22 protein-coding genes are annotated in these 20,901 nt (G+C 39.7%); 8 read left to right on the top strand and 14 right to left on the bottom strand.

From position 1 onward, the window contains the following. Nucleotides 1-31 precede the first annotated feature (31 nt). Complete coding sequence (gene apbC / locus FTU00_RS11935) at nt 32-1,291, bottom strand: iron-sulfur cluster carrier protein ApbC (RefSeq protein WP_159124392.1); 1,260 nt, start codon at nt 1,289-1,291, stop codon at nt 32-34. A gap of 290 nt (nt 1,292-1,581) precedes the next feature. Beyond that, nucleotides 1,582-2,385 (bottom strand): hypothetical protein, encoded by an 804-nt coding sequence (locus FTU00_RS11930; protein WP_180179767.1) that lies wholly within the window; start codon nt 2,383-2,385, stop codon nt 1,582-1,584. Nucleotides 2,386-2,699: 314 nt separating this feature from the next. Here FTU00_RS11930 and metG point away from each other — a divergent pair, with 314 nt between their 5' ends. Next, nucleotides 2,700-4,760 (top strand): methionine--tRNA ligase, encoded by a 2,061-nt coding sequence (metG, locus tag FTU00_RS11925; protein ID WP_180179766.1) that lies wholly within the window; start codon nt 2,700-2,702, stop codon nt 4,758-4,760. Nucleotides 4,761-4,834: 74 nt separating this feature from the next. Here metG and FTU00_RS11920 read toward each other — a convergent pair whose 3' ends face one another. Further along, entirely contained in the window at nt 4,835-6,586 is a 1,752-nt protein-coding gene (locus FTU00_RS11920; RefSeq protein ID WP_180179765.1) for a hypothetical protein, read from the bottom strand. A 325-nt stretch (nt 6,587-6,911) separates the two neighbouring features. Further along, nucleotides 6,912-7,028: a hypothetical protein gene (locus FTU00_RS15700; protein ID WP_373683639.1), complete on the bottom strand. Its 117-nt coding sequence runs from the start codon at nt 7,026-7,028 to the stop codon at nt 6,912-6,914. A 267-nt stretch (nt 7,029-7,295) separates the two neighbouring features. Between FTU00_RS15700 and FTU00_RS11915 the strand changes: the two genes are divergently transcribed. Both FTU00_RS11915 and FTU00_RS11910 read left to right on the top strand, forming a co-directional pair. Beyond that, nucleotides 7,296-8,276, top strand: coding sequence for an MBL fold metallo-hydrolase (locus FTU00_RS11915; protein ID WP_180179764.1), 981 nt, complete (start codon nt 7,296-7,298; stop codon nt 8,274-8,276). A 448-nt stretch (nt 8,277-8,724) separates the two neighbouring features. Beyond that, complete coding sequence (locus FTU00_RS11910) at nt 8,725-9,912, top strand: ammonium transporter (RefSeq protein ID WP_180179763.1); 1,188 nt, start codon at nt 8,725-8,727, stop codon at nt 9,910-9,912. Nucleotides 9,913-9,972: 60 nt separating this feature from the next. On the opposite strand, the gene FTU00_RS11905 is transcribed toward FTU00_RS11910, so the two are convergent. Together FTU00_RS11905 and FTU00_RS11900 are read right to left on the bottom strand one after the other, a co-directional pair. Continuing rightward, the gene (locus FTU00_RS11905; protein WP_004785033.1) at nt 9,973-10,596 is read right to left on the bottom strand and encodes a LysE family translocator; all 624 of its coding nucleotides are present in this window, start codon (nt 10,594-10,596) and stop codon (nt 9,973-9,975) included. Nucleotides 10,597-10,698: 102 nt separating this feature from the next. Continuing rightward, nucleotides 10,699-10,884, bottom strand: coding sequence for an NF038215 family lipoprotein (locus FTU00_RS11900; protein WP_180179762.1), 186 nt, complete (start codon nt 10,882-10,884; stop codon nt 10,699-10,701). A 178-nt stretch (nt 10,885-11,062) separates the two neighbouring features. Between FTU00_RS11900 and FTU00_RS11895 the strand changes: the two genes are divergently transcribed. Then, the gene (locus FTU00_RS11895; protein ID WP_180179761.1) at nt 11,063-11,923 is read left to right on the top strand and encodes a 1-aminocyclopropane-1-carboxylate deaminase/D-cysteine desulfhydrase; all 861 of its coding nucleotides are present in this window, start codon (nt 11,063-11,065) and stop codon (nt 11,921-11,923) included. A 24-nt stretch (nt 11,924-11,947) separates the two neighbouring features. Here FTU00_RS11895 and FTU00_RS11890 read toward each other — a convergent pair whose 3' ends face one another. Next, nucleotides 11,948-12,271, bottom strand: a complete 324-nt coding sequence (locus FTU00_RS11890; RefSeq protein WP_004785040.1) for a hypothetical protein — start codon at nt 12,269-12,271, stop codon at nt 11,948-11,950. Between the two features lie 188 nt (nt 12,272-12,459). On the opposite strand from FTU00_RS11890, the gene FTU00_RS11885 reads away from it, so the two are divergent. Beyond that, entirely contained in the window at nt 12,460-13,659 is a 1,200-nt protein-coding gene (locus tag FTU00_RS11885; protein ID WP_180179760.1) for an NAD(P)/FAD-dependent oxidoreductase, read from the top strand. Nucleotides 13,660-13,693: 34 nt separating this feature from the next. On the opposite strand, the gene FTU00_RS11880 is transcribed toward FTU00_RS11885, so the two are convergent. The 4 genes from FTU00_RS11880 to FTU00_RS11865 all read right to left on the bottom strand — a co-directional run bounded on the left by FTU00_RS11880 (nt 13,694) and on the right by FTU00_RS11865 (nt 16,598). Further along, nucleotides 13,694-13,846: a hypothetical protein gene (locus FTU00_RS11880; protein WP_180179759.1), complete on the bottom strand. Its 153-nt coding sequence runs from the start codon at nt 13,844-13,846 to the stop codon at nt 13,694-13,696. Between the two features lie 129 nt (nt 13,847-13,975). Next, nucleotides 13,976-14,143 (bottom strand): hypothetical protein, encoded by a 168-nt coding sequence (locus tag FTU00_RS11875; RefSeq protein WP_180012014.1) that lies wholly within the window; start codon nt 14,141-14,143, stop codon nt 13,976-13,978. A 67-nt stretch (nt 14,144-14,210) separates the two neighbouring features. Continuing rightward, nucleotides 14,211-16,046 carry a mechanosensitive ion channel gene (locus FTU00_RS11870; protein ID WP_159124398.1) on the bottom strand — a complete coding sequence of 612 codons (1,836 nt, stop codon included), beginning with the start codon at nt 16,044-16,046 and terminating at the stop codon, nt 14,211-14,213. 198 nt (nt 16,047-16,244) lie between these two features. Further along, entirely contained in the window at nt 16,245-16,598 is a 354-nt protein-coding gene (locus FTU00_RS11865; RefSeq protein WP_034702043.1) for a hypothetical protein, read from the bottom strand. A 407-nt stretch (nt 16,599-17,005) separates the two neighbouring features. Here FTU00_RS11865 and FTU00_RS11860 point away from each other — a divergent pair, with 407 nt between their 5' ends. Then, nucleotides 17,006-17,428: a hypothetical protein gene (locus FTU00_RS11860; RefSeq protein WP_005237048.1), complete on the top strand. Its 423-nt coding sequence runs from the start codon at nt 17,006-17,008 to the stop codon at nt 17,426-17,428. A 313-nt stretch (nt 17,429-17,741) separates the two neighbouring features. Here FTU00_RS11860 and FTU00_RS11855 read toward each other — a convergent pair whose 3' ends face one another. Then, a complete protein-coding gene (locus FTU00_RS11855) occupies nt 17,742-18,503 on the bottom strand; it encodes a ferredoxin--NADP reductase (protein ID WP_180013600.1) in 762 nt (253 codons plus the stop codon). Between the two features lie 85 nt (nt 18,504-18,588). On the opposite strand from FTU00_RS11855, the gene gigC reads away from it, so the two are divergent. Further along, nucleotides 18,589-19,467, top strand: a complete 879-nt coding sequence (gigC, locus tag FTU00_RS11850; protein ID WP_159124400.1) for a LysR family transcriptional regulator GigC — start codon at nt 18,589-18,591, stop codon at nt 19,465-19,467. Between the two features lie 46 nt (nt 19,468-19,513). Here the strand turns inward: gigC and FTU00_RS11845 are convergent, their stop codons facing one another. Both FTU00_RS11845 and FTU00_RS11840 read right to left on the bottom strand, forming a co-directional pair. Next, nucleotides 19,514-20,095, bottom strand: coding sequence for a cold shock domain-containing protein (locus tag FTU00_RS11845; protein ID WP_180159266.1), 582 nt, complete (start codon nt 20,093-20,095; stop codon nt 19,514-19,516). Nucleotides 20,096-20,229: 134 nt separating this feature from the next. Beyond that, complete coding sequence (locus FTU00_RS11840) at nt 20,230-20,595, bottom strand: hypothetical protein (RefSeq protein WP_004785062.1); 366 nt, start codon at nt 20,593-20,595, stop codon at nt 20,230-20,232. A 63-nt stretch (nt 20,596-20,658) separates the two neighbouring features. On the opposite strand from FTU00_RS11840, the gene FTU00_RS15500 reads away from it, so the two are divergent. Beyond that, nucleotides 20,659-20,901: hypothetical protein (locus FTU00_RS15500; protein ID WP_218951793.1), on the top strand; the 243-nt coding region annotated here is incomplete at its 3' end.

The following is a 20,901-nucleotide window of genomic DNA, read 5'->3' as shown; positions in this document are numbered from 1 at the left end:
GCCTCGGCTCTCTTTTTTTCACTATAGAATCTTAGAAAATACGAGTTTTATCTTTTTCTGCTTTTGGCAATTTTGCTGCAATTTTCTGGGCAATGGCCATATAACTTTCAGCAGCATCATCTCCAGCAATCACTGAAGGCTTACCGGCATCGGCATTTTCACGAATCACTGCATTCAAAGGCAAGCGGCCGAGCAATGGAATATTGTATTGCTCTGACAGTTTATCACCGCCGCCTGTACCAAAGATCTGTTCTTCATGACCGCAGTTCGAGCAGATATGGGTCGACATATTTTCGACTACCCCCATCACTGGAATCTGCACACGGTTAAACAGTTCAATACCTTTAGTTGCATCCAGCAATGCCACATTTTGCGGTGTGGTCACAATCACTGCACCCGTTACCGGAATACGCTGAGCGAGCGTTAACTGGATATCACCTGTACCTGGTGGCATATCAATCATCAATACATCCAGATCTGGCCATAAAGTTTGATTGAATAGCTGCATCAAGGCACCTGTTGCTTTCGGACCGCGCCAAGCAACCGGCGTATTATTATCACCTGTTAAGTGACCAATCGACAGCACTGCCATACCATAGGCATCGAGTGGGACAAACTGTTCGGCTTCGATCATCGGGGTTTTGCCGGCATTGCCGAGCATCGTTGGAATACTTGGACCATAAATATCCGCATCCAGTACACCCACTTTCAAACCTAATTTTTGCAAAGCTAAAGCCAGGTTCACAGTTGTGGTTGATTTACCAACACCGCCCTTGCCTGAAGAGACCAGAATGACATTCTGAATGCGTGGATGTTTGGGTACATCTCGTTGCTGTGGAGCAGCTTTCTGGATCGGTGGATTATTTGGATCAGCTTCTGCTTGAGCTACGCTGCCTGAAGCATCAACTACAGGTGGCAGATTCGATTTTGAAGCAGCAGTTTGCGGCTGGCTGGAACAGCTCTCGCCTTCTGCATGATGATGTCCACAACCGCCTTCTTTTTTATGACCCGTCTTTTGCTGAATCACATGCAGGTTTAGTTCTTTAATACCACATTTCTCTAGCGCATCCGCCAGTTCATCATGAATCTGCTGTAGCTGCTCTTTTTCTTCCGGATAGGTATTAATGGTGATCTGTAGTATCTCACCTTGCACATTGACCTGAGTAATCCGGTCTTTCAGTGCATTACTAGAATTTGGCAAGATATAATTTTGCAGTACGTTCTGCACAGCTTCTTCGTTCACCTCCTTGGAAGGCGAAAAAACCGATTTAAGCGAAGAAAGCCAGGACATAGGTTACTCCAAAAAATATAGATAGACATCTGAATAGCTTAGTTTAACGAGGTTTTAGGCTCAGGTTAAGCGATCTGTATTCAGAAGCCTGAAAGACAAATATAATTTCCAACTATTTTACTTGGTTTTAAAGAGTTACAGGGAAGAAAATTTATAAAGTCAGCATTACATCTTATTTATTGTTTTATATTATTGATATTTTAAAATTTTAAATAAAATTAACTAGATAGTATCCATTAAAAAGCCACTTCATTCAAAAATTAAATGAAGTGGCTTTCAACATGAAATGATTATTTATGATTTTTATCTTGATCGGTCTTGTTTTGCCCAGATTGATCAGCCTTATCCTGATCCTTTTTAGCATCATTTTTGTTATTGGTCTGATCTGAATTTTGGTCCTTATCCTTAGCCTCTTTAGATGAAGAATCCTGATCCTGCTTTTTTGAATCACTTGACTGAGATTGATCATCGCCTTTCATTTTAGTCATGGTTTCAGCCGCCATCTGTTTCAACTCATTTAGTTTCGTAGCAGCTTCATTCACCAACTCACTAATTTTGACCTTAGTATCTTCAAACTTATGTAGCGCTTCATCTTTTAAATTTGCCATACGATCCTGGTCAGCCTGATTTGCCGATTTATCTCCAGAACTTTGATCCTGTGCCTTTTTCGAATCATCTGAACCTTGCTCGCCATTTTTCTGGCTGTCTGATTTGCCATTTTTTAGCTCATTCAGAATCTTTTCGCCTTTTTGCAACAGCTCTTCACCGATCGCGATGGCTTTCGCTTTTAAGTCATCCATTTTGGTACTTTCAGCTTTTTTATCTGATTGATCACCATGATTAGATTGGTCATTTTTAGACGCATCTTTTTGCTCTGATTGCTGATTACCAGATGCTTTAGAGTCTTGCTGATGACCAGACTTTTCATCAGCACCATTTTTTTGGGCTTCTAGGACTTCTTCATGTTTCTGCTTATGCTGTTTATCAATCTCATTCTGCTTTTGCTCTTGTTCAATCTTGTCATGCAGCTCTCGTGCATGTTGTTCTTTATCTTGATTCTGTTTTGAAGTACTTGTCTGGTTATTCTGAGTCATGAGTACCCTCCTAAGGCGTCATAATAAAAATGATCAGCCAAATTTTTAGCACAAAGCATGCAATGACGTGGGGGAATTAAGCAAACTGCAACAAAGCCTGTACATGTTGTTGCTATTGCTTGCAGGAAGTAGCATCAACTTATCTCAATCGAATTTTTAAGGGTCAATTTCCCGTCTATAGCCAGTTTTTGTATTCTGAATATTCAGCCTGATTTATTCCTAACGCTTATGTAAAAGCATTTCTTTGTAATCCCTTCTGCATCATGTAAAATTATGGCCCATTGCATAATGAATACGAATGAGAGAGTGAATCCGTGCGTAAAATCCTAGTCACCAATGCCCTTCCTTACGCCAATGGCCCGATTCATATGGGTCACTTACTCGGCTATATCCAGGCTGATATATGGGTACGTGCGATGCGTGCAATGGGTCATGACGTGACGTATGTCTGTGCGGATGATGCTCATGGTACAGCGATCATGCTGCGTGCTGAGGCAAATGGCATTTCACCTGAAGCACAGATCGCCAATGTGCAAAAAGAACACATTCGTGACTTTGACGGTTTCGGTGTGCATTTCGATCATTATGACTCTACCCACAGTGATACCAACCGCGCCCGCGCTTCAGAAATCTATATCAAAAACCGTGAAGCCGGCAATATTGCAGTTCGCCCTGTAACCCAGTTATTTGATCCTGAAAAAGGCATGTTCCTGTCAGACCGTTTTATTAAGGGTACATGCCCAAAATGTAAGGCAGAAGATCAATACGGCGATTCATGTGAAGTTTGTGGTACGACTTATAACGCGACTGAATTATTAAATCCAAAATCGACTTTAAGCGGTGCGACTCCTGTTGAGAAATCTTCGGATCACTACTTCTTTAAACTGCCAAATTTTGGTGAATACCTGCAAAAATGGACCCGTGACGAAGGCCGTCTACCCGTATCTATCGCCAACAAACTGGATGAATGGTTTGACAATGGCTTGAACGACTGGGACATCTCACGTGATGCACCGTATTTCGGCTTTGAAATTCCTGATGCGCCAAACAAATATTTCTATGTGTGGGTGGATGCGCCAATCGGCTATATGTCGAGCTTCGAGAATTACATCAAAACTAAACGTCCTGATTTAAGCTTCGATGATTTCTGGAAAAAAGATTCTAAAAATGAAGTCTATCACTTCATTGGTAAAGATATTGTTTACTTCCATGCCCTGTTCTGGCCTGCAATGCTGGAAGGTGCAGACTACCGCACCCCAACCGGTTTATTCGTGAATGGCTTCCTGACTGTGAATGGTCAGAAGATGTCGAAATCACGTGGTACCTTCATTAAAGCTGAAACTTATTTACAGCATTTGAACCCTGAATACCTGCGTTATTACTTTGCTTCTAAACTTTCTGACAAGGTTGAAGATTCTGACCTGAATCTGGATGACTTCGTTCAGAAAGTGAATTCAGACCTAGTGGGTAAAGTCGTAAACATTGCAAGCCGTTGTGCAAAATTCATCAATACCAAGTTTGATAACAAGTTAAGTGCAACTTGTGCTGAGCCTGAACTGGTTCAAAGCTTTATTGATGCTGGCGATTCGATTGCCAAAGCTTATGAAACCCGTGAATTCTCGGCAGCGATCCGTGAAATCATGGCGCTTGCAGATAAAGCCAACCAGTACATCGATGAGAAAAAACCTTGGGCTTTAGCGAAAGTTGAAGGTGAAGAACAACAGGTTCACGACGTGTGTTCTGTAGGTATCAACCTGTTCCGTCAATTGGCTGTGTATTTAGCTCCAGTGTTACCAACCTTGGCTGCTCAAGTTCAAGACTTTCTGAAACTGGCTTCTTTCGACTTTGCTTCTCGTACAGAAATTCTAACTGGTCATGAAATTGCACTGTTCCAGCCATTGATGCAACGTGTTGATCCAAAAGCTGTGGCTGCGATGGTCGATGCATCTAAAGATTCTTTAGCTGCACCTGCTGCTGAACCAGCAAAAGCTGAGAAGAAAAAAGAGAAAGCCAAAGAGAAGAAAGCTGAACCTAAAGTCGGTGAAGCTGAAATCATCACGATTGATGACTTCATCAAAGTTGACCTACGTGTCGCTGAAGTTCTAGAAGCTGCAATTGTTGAAGGTTCTGACAAGCTACTGCAATTGACTTTAAATGTTGGAGAAGCTGAATCACGTAATGTGTTCAGTGGTATCCGTGAGTTCTATAAACCGGAAGACCTGAAAGGCAAACTGGTGGTAATGGTGGCTAACCTTGCTCCACGTAAAATGCGTTTTGGTATTTCAAACGGTATGGTACTTGCGGCTGGTAATGGCGAAGGTGTTTGGGTGATTTCACCTGAATCTGGTGCTAAACCGGGTGATAAAGTGTCCTAAGATTTAGGCCTTAGATAGAAAAAAGCCTCTACGTTGTAGGGGCTTTTTATTTTTATAACTATATTTTTAAGATATTAACTTAAAAATATAGTTATGTTATTTTCATCAAACTTATCAATTTTATTAAGTTCTTTGAAATAATATTCATAATCCAATTTAGCCATTTCAAAAACTTGTTCTAATGTATTTGCCTCTAACATTCCACATGAATACTCTACAACAGCATTAATAGCCTGATCCAAATAATCATGAGAATTTTCTATTAAAGTATCAATATAGGGTAAAGAATTTCCACTATGTACTATTAAGTTTCTAGTACGATAAATTCTTCTTACCTGCCATCTAACCTTCTTTTCATGCAATGTAATTCTTTCAATAACACTTTCTGGCTTTTTTAATATTTCATACATCTCGAAACATCTATATCTCAAAAGATGAAAATTTTCTAATTCCTGATATAATTTTTTTCTTAAATTATCATATTTTTCTAAACATATTAACTCTAATACCAATTGAGTTAATTTTTTCATTTTATAATTATCAATACTTTTTAATATATTAGTTAACTTGGTACGACTCCATTTTATAAGATCTTTAACCAAATTAACTATTAACCTCTGGATATAATTTTTCAATAAGATAGGCTCTAATGCATTACATATCTTTTTCACCTTACCTCCTCCATTAATAGTAGAAGGAATCAAAGTCTCAATTGCTATCCATATATTAATTAATTGATTCTCAGGTAAATCACTATCTAATGCAGCTGAATGAAGATCAACAACACGATTAAACTTAATGATCGCATCACGTCTTAAGCTAATATTTTCTAAAAAATAATTAAGTTTTTTAGAGGCTAAATGAGGCTTTAAATCTACACATTTGTTCATTGGACTCTTAGCAGTTTTAATAACTCTATCTACATCTTCACAACATTGTGTGATAATAGCTTCGGATCTCCATTTGATTTTAGCTTTATGCGAATATAGAGAAAATAAATCACTAACCATTTCCAAACTATTTTCAGCTGAACGTCTAGCAGTATGCCTATCATAAGTTTCAATAGAATCAATTTGTACCCAAACTTCAGATTTACTTTTTTTAAGTTTTTGTTCTTTAGCTAATTTTTTTAAATTATTAGGCAATTCGTTGATAATACTTATGTCAAATATTTTTATTGCCTCATCTACCTTTAAAATTTCGTTCGAAACTAAAAAAAATATTTCAAACTTATGATGTGTTAGAGATATACTTTCAAAAAAATTAATTAAGTCCTTAACAGATTCAATCTCTCGATCGCTAAAAAAGAAATCTTTGGTTTTCTCATAAATATGTTGCTTAGAAATTCCAACATTTATTAATAATGAAGCTAATAAAGTAGCCAATTTACTTATTTTTTTCTTCGAACCAGAATTGGATATCTGATGAAATATCATTGAACAGCATATATTAAAATATTCTATTGGATTCAATAGCTTTTCTAGAACTTCCAGCCTTAATTTTAGATCACTTAATTTAGTATCTTCACCATTCAAAATAAAAGTTTCTATTTCTAAAGCAAGTATTTCTTTCACTACTAGGTCATTTCTTAATGCCCATTCCAGCTCCTCCAAAACAAAACTTAAATTATTTCTATCTATAGTTTCATTTTCTACTTCATTAATTAAGGCAAGAGCTTCTCTACAAATAAATGTAGGATTTAATGCAGGGGGTTTATATGTATCTAAAGTATAATCAAAGAATAGTTCATCTAATCGCTGCCCAAAAAACAAAACCAAACTTAAATTATCTTTTTGATGCCAAACATTCGTACTTTTAAAAAGCATATTCCCCTCTACCCAAAATCATATAAAATAAAAGCTAATTATTATAATTTGAAAAATTCCTATGAAAAACTTAAAACTACTCCTCGTTACCTTAATTCTTAGTTCAACAGCCATCACAATTGCTCAGAATACAGAAACCAAATCTATCCCTCACCAAAAACAGGTCGCTGGCTATTACCATTATTAGATTAACAATACCTAAATTACAGCCAGTCTCTAAGGTACAAAATACTTGGATCAATCAATACTTAAAGACTTATACACTACATAGAAAAGCCTCTATCTTTAGAGGCTTTTTTAGTTCGCTCTATAAATCAGATAGCACTTATTTATCGAGGAAAAATTCCCAGATGACATAGCCAATGCCGAAGCCTAGCAATGAATATAAGGTTATAATGAAAAATACAAATGCTGCATTATTTTTCTTTTTCCAAAAACTCATAGCGATACCCAAGGCTGTTTGCAATACCCCATGTTAACGGGCTTTTTTATAAAAGTGAAATTTATCTAAGTAATTTATTTATAAAAATATTTTTAGATAAAAAAACTTTTATTTCCTTATAAAATCAATATACAGATTCAAACTGAATGCCTAGTACAGATATTCAATTCCTCTTCTCTCTTTAAAAAATGGTAAATATTTTTATATTCTATTTTCATGCTTTACATGCTAATACATAGCATAAACTTCACAACCATAAGAATTGCCATGAATATTTTAAAGATATCCTTTCTCACTTCTTTACTTTCATTTTCTGTTTTAGGTGTAAGTGTGAGTCAGGCTGCTGAACCTGCAACGATTGCTTCACAAAAACAAGTCGCTGGCTACTACCATCACCAAATTGGTAATACTCAGATTACTGCCCTGCTCGATGGTACTAACTACTTAAATCCATCGATGTTTAAAGGCCTAAATGATGCAGAAAAAACAGAAATTTTGAAGAAGTATCATGCCGATCAAGCCAAAGGTATACAAACATCTGTCAATGCTTTCCTGATTAATACAGGCAATCAACTACTCATGGTGGATAGCGGTGCTGCAAGTTGCTTTGGTGCACACTTAGGATCAATTTATAACAATCTCAAAGCATCAGGTTATCAGCCTGCGCAAGTGAGTGGTATTTTCCTGACTCATCTCCACCCTGACCATGTTTGTGGCATTTCAAATAACGGCGCAGCAAATTATCCAAATGCCACTTTATATATTTCCAAAACCGAATATGACTACTGGCTGAGTCCAAATACTGTTAAAAAACTACCGAAAGACCAGCAGGAAAGTTTCTTAGGTACCGTAGAGAAAATTAAAGCAGCCCTTGCACCCTATGAAAAAGCTAAAAAAGTAAAAGTCTTTTCTGATAAATCTTTAGCCTTTGGTGGGATCGAGTTTAAGCCATCCTTTGGTCATACCCCAGGGCATTACAGCTTTAAACTTAAAGCAGATGGTCAAGAAGTGGTTTTTGTGGGTGACATCGTCCATTCACATACCTTGCAATTCGACAAACCTGAAACGGCAATAGAATTCGATGTTGATCCTAAAACTGCGGTAAAAACCCGTTTAAAACATTTCGCTGAATACGCAAAGCAAGGTCAGACCATTGCAGCGCCACATTTACCCTTCCCTGGAATCGGTCATATTTACTCACAAGATGGAAAGAACTATCAGTGGATTCCTGTGCATTTTAAAGATTAATTGAATACTTCAGATTTTAGCTCCGGATGAAACCCTAATTCGTTAGGGTTTTATTTATTGGAGATATAGCTAATTAATAGCCTATATGACTTCTAAAATTTAAAACCATGATGTACTTTTGCAATTCAAAATAACCATTCACTTAATTTTTTTAAATTTTTTCTTAAAAATCCTTTCACTTTTCATGTGCACCTTTAGCACACATTTTTAACACACCATTTCTCGTGTTAAAGCTAAATATCTAAAAAACAAAATATAAATTTAAATTTTATCTTTTCTTATGATGTCTTAGTTTGGTGCATAAAATTCTATTGTGCCTTATATCGAGTCTTGTCAGTTTCAAGAAATTCTTTATCAAAATTTCCCTTGCTAGTAACTCTTTTCGAATCAGTTTGCCTCTATATACTGGATTTCTTTTGTGATTCTATGCACTAAATTGGAACGCACAATGCAAAATATAGACTTATTATTTCTCCTTCTCGGTGCAGTTCTAGTGCTTGCCATGCATGCAGGATTTGCGTTTTTAGAACTAGGGACAGTTCGCCATAAGAATCAGGTCAATGCCTTAAGTAAAATTCTCACTGACTTTTCCCTATCTGCCATCGCTTACTTTCTGGTGGGCTATTATATTGCCTATGGTCAGCATTTTTTCCACGATGCCTCTACTTTAGCGGCCGATCATGGTTATAACCTGATGCGCTGTTTCTTCCTGCTGACCTTTGCCGCAGCTATTCCTGCAATTATCTCGGGAGGCATTGCTGAACGGGCTAAAATGCGTTCGCAGGCTTTAGCGACATTATTTTTAGTTGCTCTGATTTATCCATTTTTTGAAGGGATGATCTGGAATGGCAACTTTGGTTTTCAGGACTGGTTGGCAAATACCTTCGGTGCCAGCTTCCATGATTTCGCCGGCTCTGTGGTTGTGCATGGCATGGGGGGCTGGATTGCTCTGGCTGCGGTCGTTTTACTTGGTGCGCGTAATGGACGTTATAAAAATGATGGCCGGATTACTGCACATCCCCCTTCATCTATCCCTTTCCTTGCTTTAGGCTCATGGATTCTGATTGTTGGCTGGTTTGGCTTTAATGTGATGAGTGCACAGCGCCTGGATGCCATTTCTGGGCTGGTTGCGATTAACTCTCTAATGGCGATGGTCGGTGGAACTATTGCGGCAAAAGTAGCGGGTAAAGATGATCCTGGCTTCTTGCACAACGGTCCATTAGCCGGACTGGTTGCCATCTGTGCAGGCTCTGATGTGGTAAATCCACTGGGTGCGTTATTTATCGGGATCAGCGCAGGCGTGATTTTTGTAAAACTCTTTACCTATACCCAAAATAAACTCAAAGTCGATGATGTATTAGGGGTCTGGCCTTTGCATGGCGTATGCGGTGCTTTCGGTGGCCTAGCTGTCGGTGTATTCGGTCAGCAATGGCTCGGAGGCATGGGTGGTGTTTCTATCATTTCACAATTATTCGGTACAGTTCTGGCGATTGTAGTGGCTCTGGCAGGTGGATTCCTGGTTTATGGCTTACTGAAAGTATTGATCGGTATTCGTCTGAGTCAGGAAGAAGAATTTACTGGTGCGGATTTGTCCATTCACCGGATCTCGGCTAATTCCGAAGAAAATATTTTTTAAGCACCAGATAAAAAAGCCCCGAATCATCGGGGCTTTTTATAGTCTGCGATAATTGGAAAATTACTTCATCCCAAAAATCAGCTTTAAGCCAAGCACGGTCATGACCGCCCCTGCTGCACGGTCAAAGCCAGCTTTAAACTTCAAATATACTCGACGTGGCTTTTCAGCAGAAAGTGCAACAGCCACCAGCGAGCACCAGCCTGCATCAATAAAGAAACATAAAACTGGCAATACAAAGTAAAAGTAGGTTGGAATTTCTTTAGGCAAAAGTGCAGTAAAAATACTGGCCAATACAATGGCAATTTTTGGGTTAGATAATTGGGTAATCAAACCTGTCATATAAGCACGACGTAAGGACATCTGAGTTTGACTGTCATCGCCTGCATCGATCGGTTCTTTGGCATGCTTGATAATTTTAAAAGCCAACCAGAGCAGATATAAACCACCACAAATTTTAAGCGCCAGATAGGCAGACGGCACAGCCAGCAAGAATGCCTGTAAACCTAGGACTGCTAGCAGACCAAAAATAGCCGCCCCAGTACCAGTCCCTAAAGCTGTAAATAAGCCATGCTTACGTGAGATCGCAATTGAATTTTTCGCTACATAAATAGATGTTGGTCCTGGGCTCATTGCACCTAACATGAGGGCAAAGGCAATTGAACCTAAAATCCAAAATGATTCCACGTGACCATCCAAACTTAAAATGAATGGCTTATTTTAAGTAAAAATAATTTATTTTGCTTTAATATTTCTACACAAATGATGCAATATTTGTGCGAAATCCTGCTATTTCTTCAGTTGGTCTTGAACGGTGAGGGATGAATCAAGCATCTTATAATCATGGTCATGCACCGGAACTCCGCCAATGATCATGCTTCGTGTATCAGTTTTAGGTTTATTCAGCGGATCATCACAGCCAGATAAGACTACTAAGAACAATACACTTAAAATCGTACAGGATAGTATTTTCATTATTCTATCCTCCTCTAAGTTCCCTATAAGATTCAGATTAGCAAATTTGTTTAAATTTTCAGCATATAAATTGTGACAATCTACGAAATTTTATTCTTAGTTTAAGGAGCTCATGATTCTGTCATCCTGCTGATTCTATTTCGCTATAATTTGCTCATTCTTAGCCTATGAAAATACCATGTTTGAAAAAATCGCCCAGCATATTCCAGACCAGCGCATCTGGCTGAAAGACAGGCTTGTAACCATACGCCGTCTGGATCTGGTGCATCCGCAAATATCAGGCAACAAGTTTTTTAAACTGAAATACAATTTTCTGGAAGCACAGCAACTTGGCTTTAAAAAGCTGCTTACTTTTGGTGGCGCTTATTCCAATCATATTGCCGCAACGGCGTTTGCAACACGGCAGTTTGGCTTTGAGAGTGTCGGCATTATTCGGGGTGAGGAACTGGCCCATCAGCCTTTAAATCCTACTTTAGCGTTGGCACAACAATTTGGCATGCAGTTACATTTTGTGAGTCGTGAAGAATATCGACGTAAACAGGACGCTAATTATCTAGAAGCGTTAGCACAAAAGTTTCCTGCACATTACATCATTCCTGAAGGCGGTACTAATGCATTGGCGATTCGGGGATGTCAGGAGATTCTAAAGGACGGCGATGCACAATTTGACGTGATCTGCTGTGCTGTAGGCACTGGTGGCACGATTACAGGTTTGATTGAAGCCAGCCAGCCTCATCAACAGGTAGTAGGATTTTCTGCCTTAAAAGGCGATTTCCTGAATAAGGAGGTGGCTAAGCTGACCACGAAAAGAAACTGGTCCATTCTCGATGATTATTGTTGCGGTGGCTATGCCAAAACCACTCCTGAACTGATCCAGTTTATACAGCACTTTGAAGCTGAATATGATATTGCCTTAGAGCAGATTTATACGGGAAAAATGCTGCAGGGAATTTCTGACCAGATTGAAACAGGCTATTTTCCAGCAGAAGCAAAGCTACTAATCCTGCATACTGGTGGACTACAAGGTCGTAATATTTAATTGCCTTAAAGTACTGATCGAAACTTAAATGCCTATCGGATTATTTTCGTTTAATGCTATCAGCCCTTTTACCAGTCGATAGACATGCCAGACAAAGACCAAAAAAATAATCACAAAACCAATCAGAATTACAGTGAGCAAACCACCCAGAATATAACCCAGCAAGCTGAACCAGAAAGTTTTAATCTGCCAGTCCACATGACTTTCTAGCCAGGTGCCCCGCATTTCATCACGTTTGATATAATTCATGATGATGGCGATTAATGGGGTTATTCCCAGGAAAAAACCCAGTAGATGAAGAATATAGCTGATCAGATTATATTGTTTGTATGCTGCCGTATCCGTCATAAATTATTCCTTTCATTGTGATTATTTTTTAGGCATGACAAAACTATGCATGAATCCGCCAGCTGCTTCAAATTATTTATGATAAATATTCGCTAATACGTTGTAATTCGGGCAGCGCCCTTCAGGAATAGAGAAAGCTGAAATAAAATTGTCTATAATGCTCCCCTTTCTTCTCCCTTGAGTGTGTCATGTCTGTTCAGCAATACGATGTTTTGGTCATAGGTGCAGGTGCATCAGGTTTAATGACGGCCTATATGGCAGCACAACGTGGTCGAAAAGTCGTAGTCGTTGAAAAAGCCAATAAGGTGGGTAAGAAAATCCTGATGTCCGGTGGCGGCAAATGTAATTTCACTAACCTCTATGTCGAACCTGAAAATTTCATCTCGCACAATCCGCATTTCGTGATTTCAGCACTGACCCGCTATACCAACTGGGATTTTATTGGCATGGTCTGCGAATATGGCATCGAGTATGAAGAACGTAAACACGGACAGCTATTTACCTTAAATGGTGCCAAAGAAATTCTGGCGATGCTGCTGTCTGAATGTGACAAAACCGGTCTGGTCGAGATCAAAACAAACTGCGAAGTGAAAGCTGTCAATGCTGTAGACGATCAGGGATTTCAGGTAGCCACTTCTTTAGGATATTTTGAAGTGGAATCGGTTGTGGTTGCTTCAGGCGGCTTATCGATTCCCACTCTAGGCGGTTCAGGCATCGGCTATGAGATTGCCAAACAGTTTGGACATCATGTCTATCCAACCCGTGCTGGTCTGGTGCCCTTTACTTTCTCGGATAGTTTCAAGGAAGTTACCACCCGTCTGAGTGGTAATGCAGTCGAAGCCACTCTGTCTAATAATTTAAACAGTTTTACCGAAGCCCTGCTGTTTACCCATCGTGGTCTGAGCGGTCCTAGCTCCCTACAACTGTCAAATTACTGGGATGTTGGTCAAAGCTTTAAGGTCGATTTCTTGCCAAGTGTCGACCTGTTTGATTTCTTTAAATCTAAAAAACAGAGTCAGCCTAAAGTATTGCTACGTACACTATTGACCGAACATTTACCAAAGAGCGTAGTACTAGAATTACAGAATCTGATCTGGCCTGAAATAGCTGAAACATCTATTGGCAATATTAGTGATGACAAGCTCGAACAGATTGCCAAGCGTTTAAGTGGCTTTGAACTGAAACCTTCTGGGACTGAAGGTTACCGTACAGCCGAGGTGACTTTGGGCGGTGTGGATACAACCGAAGTTTCATCTAAAACCATGGAAAGCAAAAAGCAGAAAGGCTTATATTTCGTGGGTGAGATACTGGATGTGACTGGTCATTTGGGAGGTTTTAACTTCCAATGGGCATGGTCATCAGCACATGCCGCATCGGAATATGTTTAATACAAAGATAATCTGGGAAGAGAAAATACTTCGCTTATTCCAGATAATCCGTTTTAAACAGGTTGAGATTGGCCGTATTTTCTAAACGGTCAATCGTCAGTTGCATTTTCTGAGCCGCTTCCTGCAGATGTGATGGTACTTGATCTGCCATAGGCGCTATGAATTTATGCTGCAATGTTTTCCACATCTTATTGATCTCCTTTTTCTTTATATTTTTAATGCAAGAAAAATACCAAAATCATTTTAGTATTCACTTGAATATTCTATATTTTTTAAAAAATAAATTCTATGTGTAGTGACTGAGCTGTGTTCTGGTTTAGTTAAATTCGTCTGGATCAGGTATTTTCTTATCCAGCTCTTTTTTGGCCTGCTCATCCTGTTTGCTTTTCACAAAGACAAATCGATAAGCAGCTGTAAAAAAGCCAATGGTAATGCCTGCTATCACTAAGGGTGCTAACAGATTATTCGGTTTCTTGGCATTCATTCAGATTTCCTCATAATTAAAAAAATCGACCACTCAAGCGTGGCCGATTTTGTTTAAATAGAACAGGTTAATTCGGGTCATCTTTTTTTGGATGACTATCGACATCCGGTTCTTCTTCACCTGTAGAACCAAATGGATTATTCGCTGGCGGATGAGTTGGATCAACTTGAAGAGAATCCGGTACAGCCTGATCGACATCTGGTGTTACCTGGTCTACACCTGAAGCTTCATCATCCTGTGGTGCAGTGGTCAAGGTCGCTGGCGTACTATTGGATAAATTGGTACGCATTGGCGCATTGTCATCTTGTGATTGATCTTGATTCGGCACAATATTTTCTCCTGTAGTTGAACTGCCTGCACCTGTAGTACCACTGACATCAGCACCTAAACCTGAAGTCATGATATTAGTTTCATTTTTCAAAGGATTTGGTTCTTTAGCTTCTCGTTTAGCTTTATCGATCAAATCAGTCAGTACACGTTCTGCTGGTTGACGACCACCGAGACCAAAGGCCAAGGCAAAGGCCACTGCAACAGCACCCAAAGTTAAACCGAAGGCCAGATTCACGATCGAATCAGCAATGCCCATGGCACGTAGACCCATCGCAATGACCAGCCCCATGATCAATACACGAACCAAGTTCGCTAACCAGCGTGAACTGTTGTATTCACCACGTTGCACAATATTGGCAACTACATTGGCCAGCCAGAAGCCGATCACTAGGATTACAGCACCTAGCAGGATGTTTGCACCGAAGTAGATGAACATCGCAATCAGGCCACTTACCTGTTCAAAGCCTAAACGGTCCGCTGCTTCAGAAACCGCAAATAGCATGGTGAACAGAACAATCAGGTAACCCACCAGACTTGATAGTTTGGTTTTGCCCAGGAAGCGTTGTAGATCCAGTTTAGCTGGAACCTCATCTACGCCTGTTCCGGCAACGACTTCAGTCACCAGACGTGCTACCAGTCTAGACACCACATAAGCCAGGATCAGTATCAGTGCAGCTGCAATGATATTTGGAATGGCATTCATGATTTCATACAGCATTGCAGTTGCTGGTTGAGAAATTGCTTCAATACCCAGTGCTTCAAATGCAATGATTAATGACGTAATAATTACGACTGCGAAGATGAATGAACCAATCAGTTGAGCGACATTTGAGTTTTTGAAAATGCCGACTTTCTCAGCTTGATGTTGAATATTCAAGCTGTTGAGCAAACCTTCAACTATACCGCGAACGATTTTTGCCAGAATGTATCCGACAAATACAATAACTGCAGCAATGAAGATATTAGGCAGATAACTTACGACATCAGTTAGCATGTTCTGCACAGGTAGTAGTAAACCGTGTAGACCTAGAATCGACAAGACGATTGGCAAGAACAGCAGTAAAATCAGCCAGTAAACAATTTCACTGATATTTTGGCTAATCGGACTGACACCGACTTCAGCACTCAGCTTTTCATCCAGCTGGGTTCGGTCAAGCATTTTTTGCAAGCCGACTTTGACCAGATTCGCCACAATCCACCCAACAAAGGCCACAGCAATAGCCGCCAGCAATTGTGGAATAAAGAGCAGGAACTGCTGGATCATATTACTGAATGGTCCGCTCACTGCTGTCAGATTCAGTACATTAAGCGCACCGATGACCGCAATAATCAGAATAATCCAGAACACAACACGAGCGATAATACTCTCGACATTAGAGCGATGTCCTGTCGCTGCATTTAAGTGTGTATTGGTCCCTAGTTTTTGCAAGATTTTTTTAACACCTGCCGAGACGAGTAATGCAATAATCCAACCTAGGACTAATATGGCAATTGCACTAAGAATTGGATGAAACTGATCCCAGTAGTACATGGCATCATAGCCACCACGTGGGCCTCTCATATAATCATTCATGTTTTCTGCCCTCTTTGTTATTACGCTATTTATCTGAATTCACGAGCTTATTTTTGAAATCTTCAGCTCTTTCCGATTGTTTATAAAGTTTGGACTTCCTGTGCTTAGCTTGCCTGGAGATACAGAACTTTGAAAAACATCACCACCTATTGCAAAAAAGCCCTAGTCATTAACCAGAGCTTTTTTTAACAATCTCAATTATTGGGTGGCCTGTTGAGCATCAGTTGCAGTAGCTTCTGCTGTATCTTGTGACATTTCGCCTACAGTGGCTGTTGCTTCTGTCATCGCATCATCTGCAGTAGCCATTGCTTCATTGCTTTCACCGCCTGGAGTAGCCGCCGGACTACCATTATTGGCAGGGGCTTCAGTCGCTGGTACTGGTGTATTAGGCTGGGTCGCAGGCGCATCTGGCTTCACATCTGCAAACATATAGAACAGGACTGCCAGTAAAAAGATACCGACCAAAATCAGGATATAGACAGGAATGCGCTTCTTCTGCGTAATTGCTGCCTGATCATGCAAAGGTGGTTTTTTATTAAAATCATCAACCATGACCATTCTCACTCTTTCTTATTCATAAGTAGATTTTTATCATAACAAGCAGTTATCACAGCTTCTGTGACAAAAGATGGTGAGATAGTGAATGGATGTAAGTTATATGTATGAGTCTGATGAACTTGGTATTAGTTTCAAAAAAAGGCATTTTCTAGCCTGAACATACTATGGTCTTATGGTTAGAAACTCTCTTCCGAGACAATTGATACTGGCAGTTTTTAGCTGATTCATCAGGAATTGAATTGTCTATAAAATAAACAATATACCACTATGATTTTATTAAATTTTAAGCACATTTTAAGTGGGCTAAAACATGCTGTAAAAATACCATTTTTCAATATACCTGCTACTTTGCGCAAAATACGTTATAATTATCCACCTTATTTTTCATGCACCTGAGTTTTATGGCGTATCGTCAACAGAGTGTATCGCTTGATCTTGACACTGACGTCACACATCAATGTGCTTTGCACTACACTCGTGATCAGCATCTGATTGGAATCATTGAATTTAGCAAACCAAGTTTTATGCTACGCTGGCAGGATCTGGAATATTTCCGCCGCCGTACTGAAGAGATGTCGGTGATGCCTTTTCCGGACTGCATTAATGCCATGGTCATTGATGTACGGAATGTTGCGGCCTGGTTAGATAATGACGTTCCGATTATTCCATGGCGCTTACTGGAAGAAGATTGTCCGGTACGTTTAGTTGTGCCTGCGGATCGGATCGAGCATTATGCTGGTTTCTTTGAGCCGACCTGGTTAACGACTGATACAGATACTGCCATTCAGGAAATCCGTGACTTTATGGATATGTTTGTACATTAATTCCTGAATAGTAAAAAAACCTCCATGACGGAGGTTTTTTTGTGCCTAAAAAAATAAAAGTCCCCCTTTAACAAAGGGAGATTTAGGGGGGATTCTTTTTAACTTGAAAATATTTTCAGTTTTAATCCATTTCTAATTTAAAGAAGGATGTAACTCCCTTTCCTTTTAAGCGATGAGCAGCACTGCTGCGCAAGGGAGAGGTAAAAGCCCCTCCTTTGCAAAGGAGGGGTTGGGGAGGATTCAAGAACTGACAAATAATCTAACTTCAATCCCTCCTAACCTCCCTTTTAGAAAGGGAGAAACTCTAAAGAAATTACCAATAATTCTCTACCGCAATATTTCCTTCACCACGACGGTTCATAGTCAGGCCACGTGCTTTTAGCGCTTCTTTGGTATCTTCCACCATTTCCGGATTACCACAGAGCATCACGTGACTGGTTTCAGGATTAAGCTGAAGTCCTGCTGCCCGTTCAAGTTCCCCATTCTCAATCAAAATAGGTAAACGATGGTGAAGTGCTGCTTCAGGATCACGGGTAATGATTGGAATAAATTTAAAACCTGTATGACCTTCACCAAAGCTCTCGGCAATTTCCTGAATACGGTCGACATAAGCCAGTTCGTCTTGCGTACGGACGCTATAAACCAGGTTAATATGTTTATATTTATTCCAGGTTTCAAAGTCTTGCAGCATGGATAAAAATGGTGCCAGACCCGTACCAGTACCAAGCAGCCATAAATCTTGTGGCAATGGCAATTGATAACGTGCAAGCGTCAGATAACCATAGGGAATTTTCTCTAAGTAGAGTTCATCGCCTACTTTAAGATGTTGTAAATTCGAAGTAAATTTCCCTTCCGGAACCACAATCGAAAAAAATTCCAGCGTTTCATCAAAAGGCGATGACACGACTGAATATGCCCGAACGACTAGTTCATCCCCCACTTTCAAGCCAATACGCGCAAACTGTCCTGCCGTAAACTTGAAATGCGCAGGTCTGGTCATGGTGAAACTAAACAGCGTATTGGTCCAACGGTGTACAGATAAAACCTTTTCTAAGCTAAATTTTTCAATAGACATGATTCAAACGTGGCATCAAAGACTATGCTCATGGTAGCATGACAGCATAATTTATTAATATTTTTTAAATGTTAAGGCTCTATTCATGCGCATGACTTTACGCCAGTTGGCTGTTTTTGTAGCAGTTGCTCAAGAAGGCACCGTCACCAAAGCCAGTGATGCAGTCAAACTCACCCAAAGTGCGGCGAGTATGGCTTTAGCAGATTTAGAAGATGGTCTTGGCGCGCCTTTATTCGACCGTCTTGGTAAGCGTTTACAGCTCAATGACTTAGGTCGTTTTCTTCTCCCGCAAGCTCTTGAAATCCTTGGCCGCTGTGAAGCTTTCGAGCAGGCAGCCAAAGGTGAACTGCAAAGCATTGACCTTCGTCTCGGTGCGACGCTGACCATTTCCGACTATCTGATGCCAGATCTGATGGCGGATTTCCTGAAAATCCAGCCACAGGCTCACTTGCAACTGCAGGTCGGCAATACCCGTCAAATGATCGAAGCCGTAAATCAGTTCCAGCTAGATTTGGCCCTGATTGAAGGTTCTTGCCATTTACCACAACTGCAATGTATTCATTGGCGCGATGATGAACTGGCAGTATGCTGTGCGCCGGATCATCCTCTAGCTCAGCTAAACCGTCCGCTCACTGCTGAAGATTTTAAATCGGTTGAATGGATTTTACGTGAAGAAGGTTCAGGAACTCGTGAAGTCTTTGATAATGCCATTTTAAAAGATGTACCTGATGCCAATATTCGTCTGACTCTAGGTCATAATGAAGCGATTCTGAAGATTGTGGCAGGTGGTTTAGGGATGTCCTGTATTTCCAAGCTGGCGATTGAACCTTTGCAGGAAAAAGGTCAACTGGTCATTCTGAATACTCCATTCTGGTCACTCACCCGTCCTTTATTTATGCTGGTACACCGCCAAAAATATCAAGGACCAGGTCTTAAAGCCTTTATGAAATTCTGTGAAGCATAAATTTCACTTTCAATAAAAAAAAGCGCCTTTTGGCGCTTTTTTTTATTTACCGATGTCCAAATTGGCTTTCACATGGGATCCCATCGCCATCACCATCCATTTTGGTATTTGGACAATTTCTTAAAAAGTATAAAGCTTCTTCATATGAACTCATTTGACTACAATGCTGTCGTCCATCACAGCTAAAATTCTGCTGTACTTGTGGTTCTTCAACTATACGTTGCACTTCTACTGGCTGTATTCTGCTGCTTTGCCAATCCTGATATTTGTTATAAACCGCATAGGCTAAGCCAATCATAATCAGAAGTCCAATGTAAGTGCTAAAGCTACTTTTCTTCTCTTGAGATTGTTTTCGTTGAGTAATACGAGGCTTATTTTCTAATGCTCGTGACTGAGGCGTATGTCGAGGGGTTTCCGTTTTGAGATCCAAACGCACAATATTGTCTGCTTTAAACTTGCCTGCATCCTGTACTTTGAGAAACTTTAACCTTTCCCCAACTTTTGGTGGCACATTCTTATTTGGAAAGTCTTTAATATGGAAGAATAAATCTTTTGACTCACCCGCTATCTCAATAAAACCAAAACCTCGTTCTTCGTTATAGGTCTTGATCTTCCCCTCTAAAAACATAATTCACTCTATTGTTTGATATTTTTAACTATTGTATTCAAAAAGCGTTTTAAATTCTAAAAATAAAAAAGCACCGTAAGATGCTTTTTTTATTTGAAGGATGAGACAAATATCTTAATAAATGAGAACCTAACTTAAATTTCTCCAAAAATTATAAATCCAATCGCTGTTACCAGAATCAACCAGAGTGTGGGACTAAAGAAAATAGTATTGCGTGCCGGATTGACTATTGCAGAAGTAGAAGCTAGAGATGGTAATACAACTACTTCAGAAACGAACTCTTCCTGATGCTTGATATCCAGACGTACCATATTCTCCAGCTGAATCGTATTTTGCTCTTCAATTATTCTAAATTTAAGTCGTTCTCCGACTTGAGGCGCGATTTCAGGTGAAGGTAGTTGATCTAACTGAAAATTAAGCTCCTGTGCATTATTTTTTAGTTCAATACTCCCAGTCCCACGTACAGCATCATAGGTTTTAATTCTTCCATCTGTAAACATGATATGTGTCCCTAGATCATTCAACAGATGCGTAGTTTATATGGAAGGGATTAAAGGATATTGTTGAGCTTTGGTGGGTATTTTATTGTTTTCGCAACATTTTATAAGGTTCTGATTACACAAGATTCCTACAACTTACGTAAACTCATAACTCAAATAAAAAAAAGAGGCCCTAAGGCCATTGCTGTCCCACAATTTTTCACAAGAGGAAGCTCAAATGAGCTTCCTCTTGTTTTATGGGTATTTTATCGGGTGAAAATAAAGCTTTTAAAGTTCTTCTTTCAAACAAATTCACTTGAATTATTC

The sequence above is a fragment of the Acinetobacter sp. YH12041 genome (genome assembly GCF_013419975.1).
In the GTDB taxonomy this organism is placed as follows: Bacteria; Pseudomonadota; Gammaproteobacteria; order Pseudomonadales; family Moraxellaceae; genus Acinetobacter.
The sequence above is the reverse complement of the archived record's forward strand: the minus strand, read 5'-3'. Positions and strand labels throughout refer to the sequence as shown.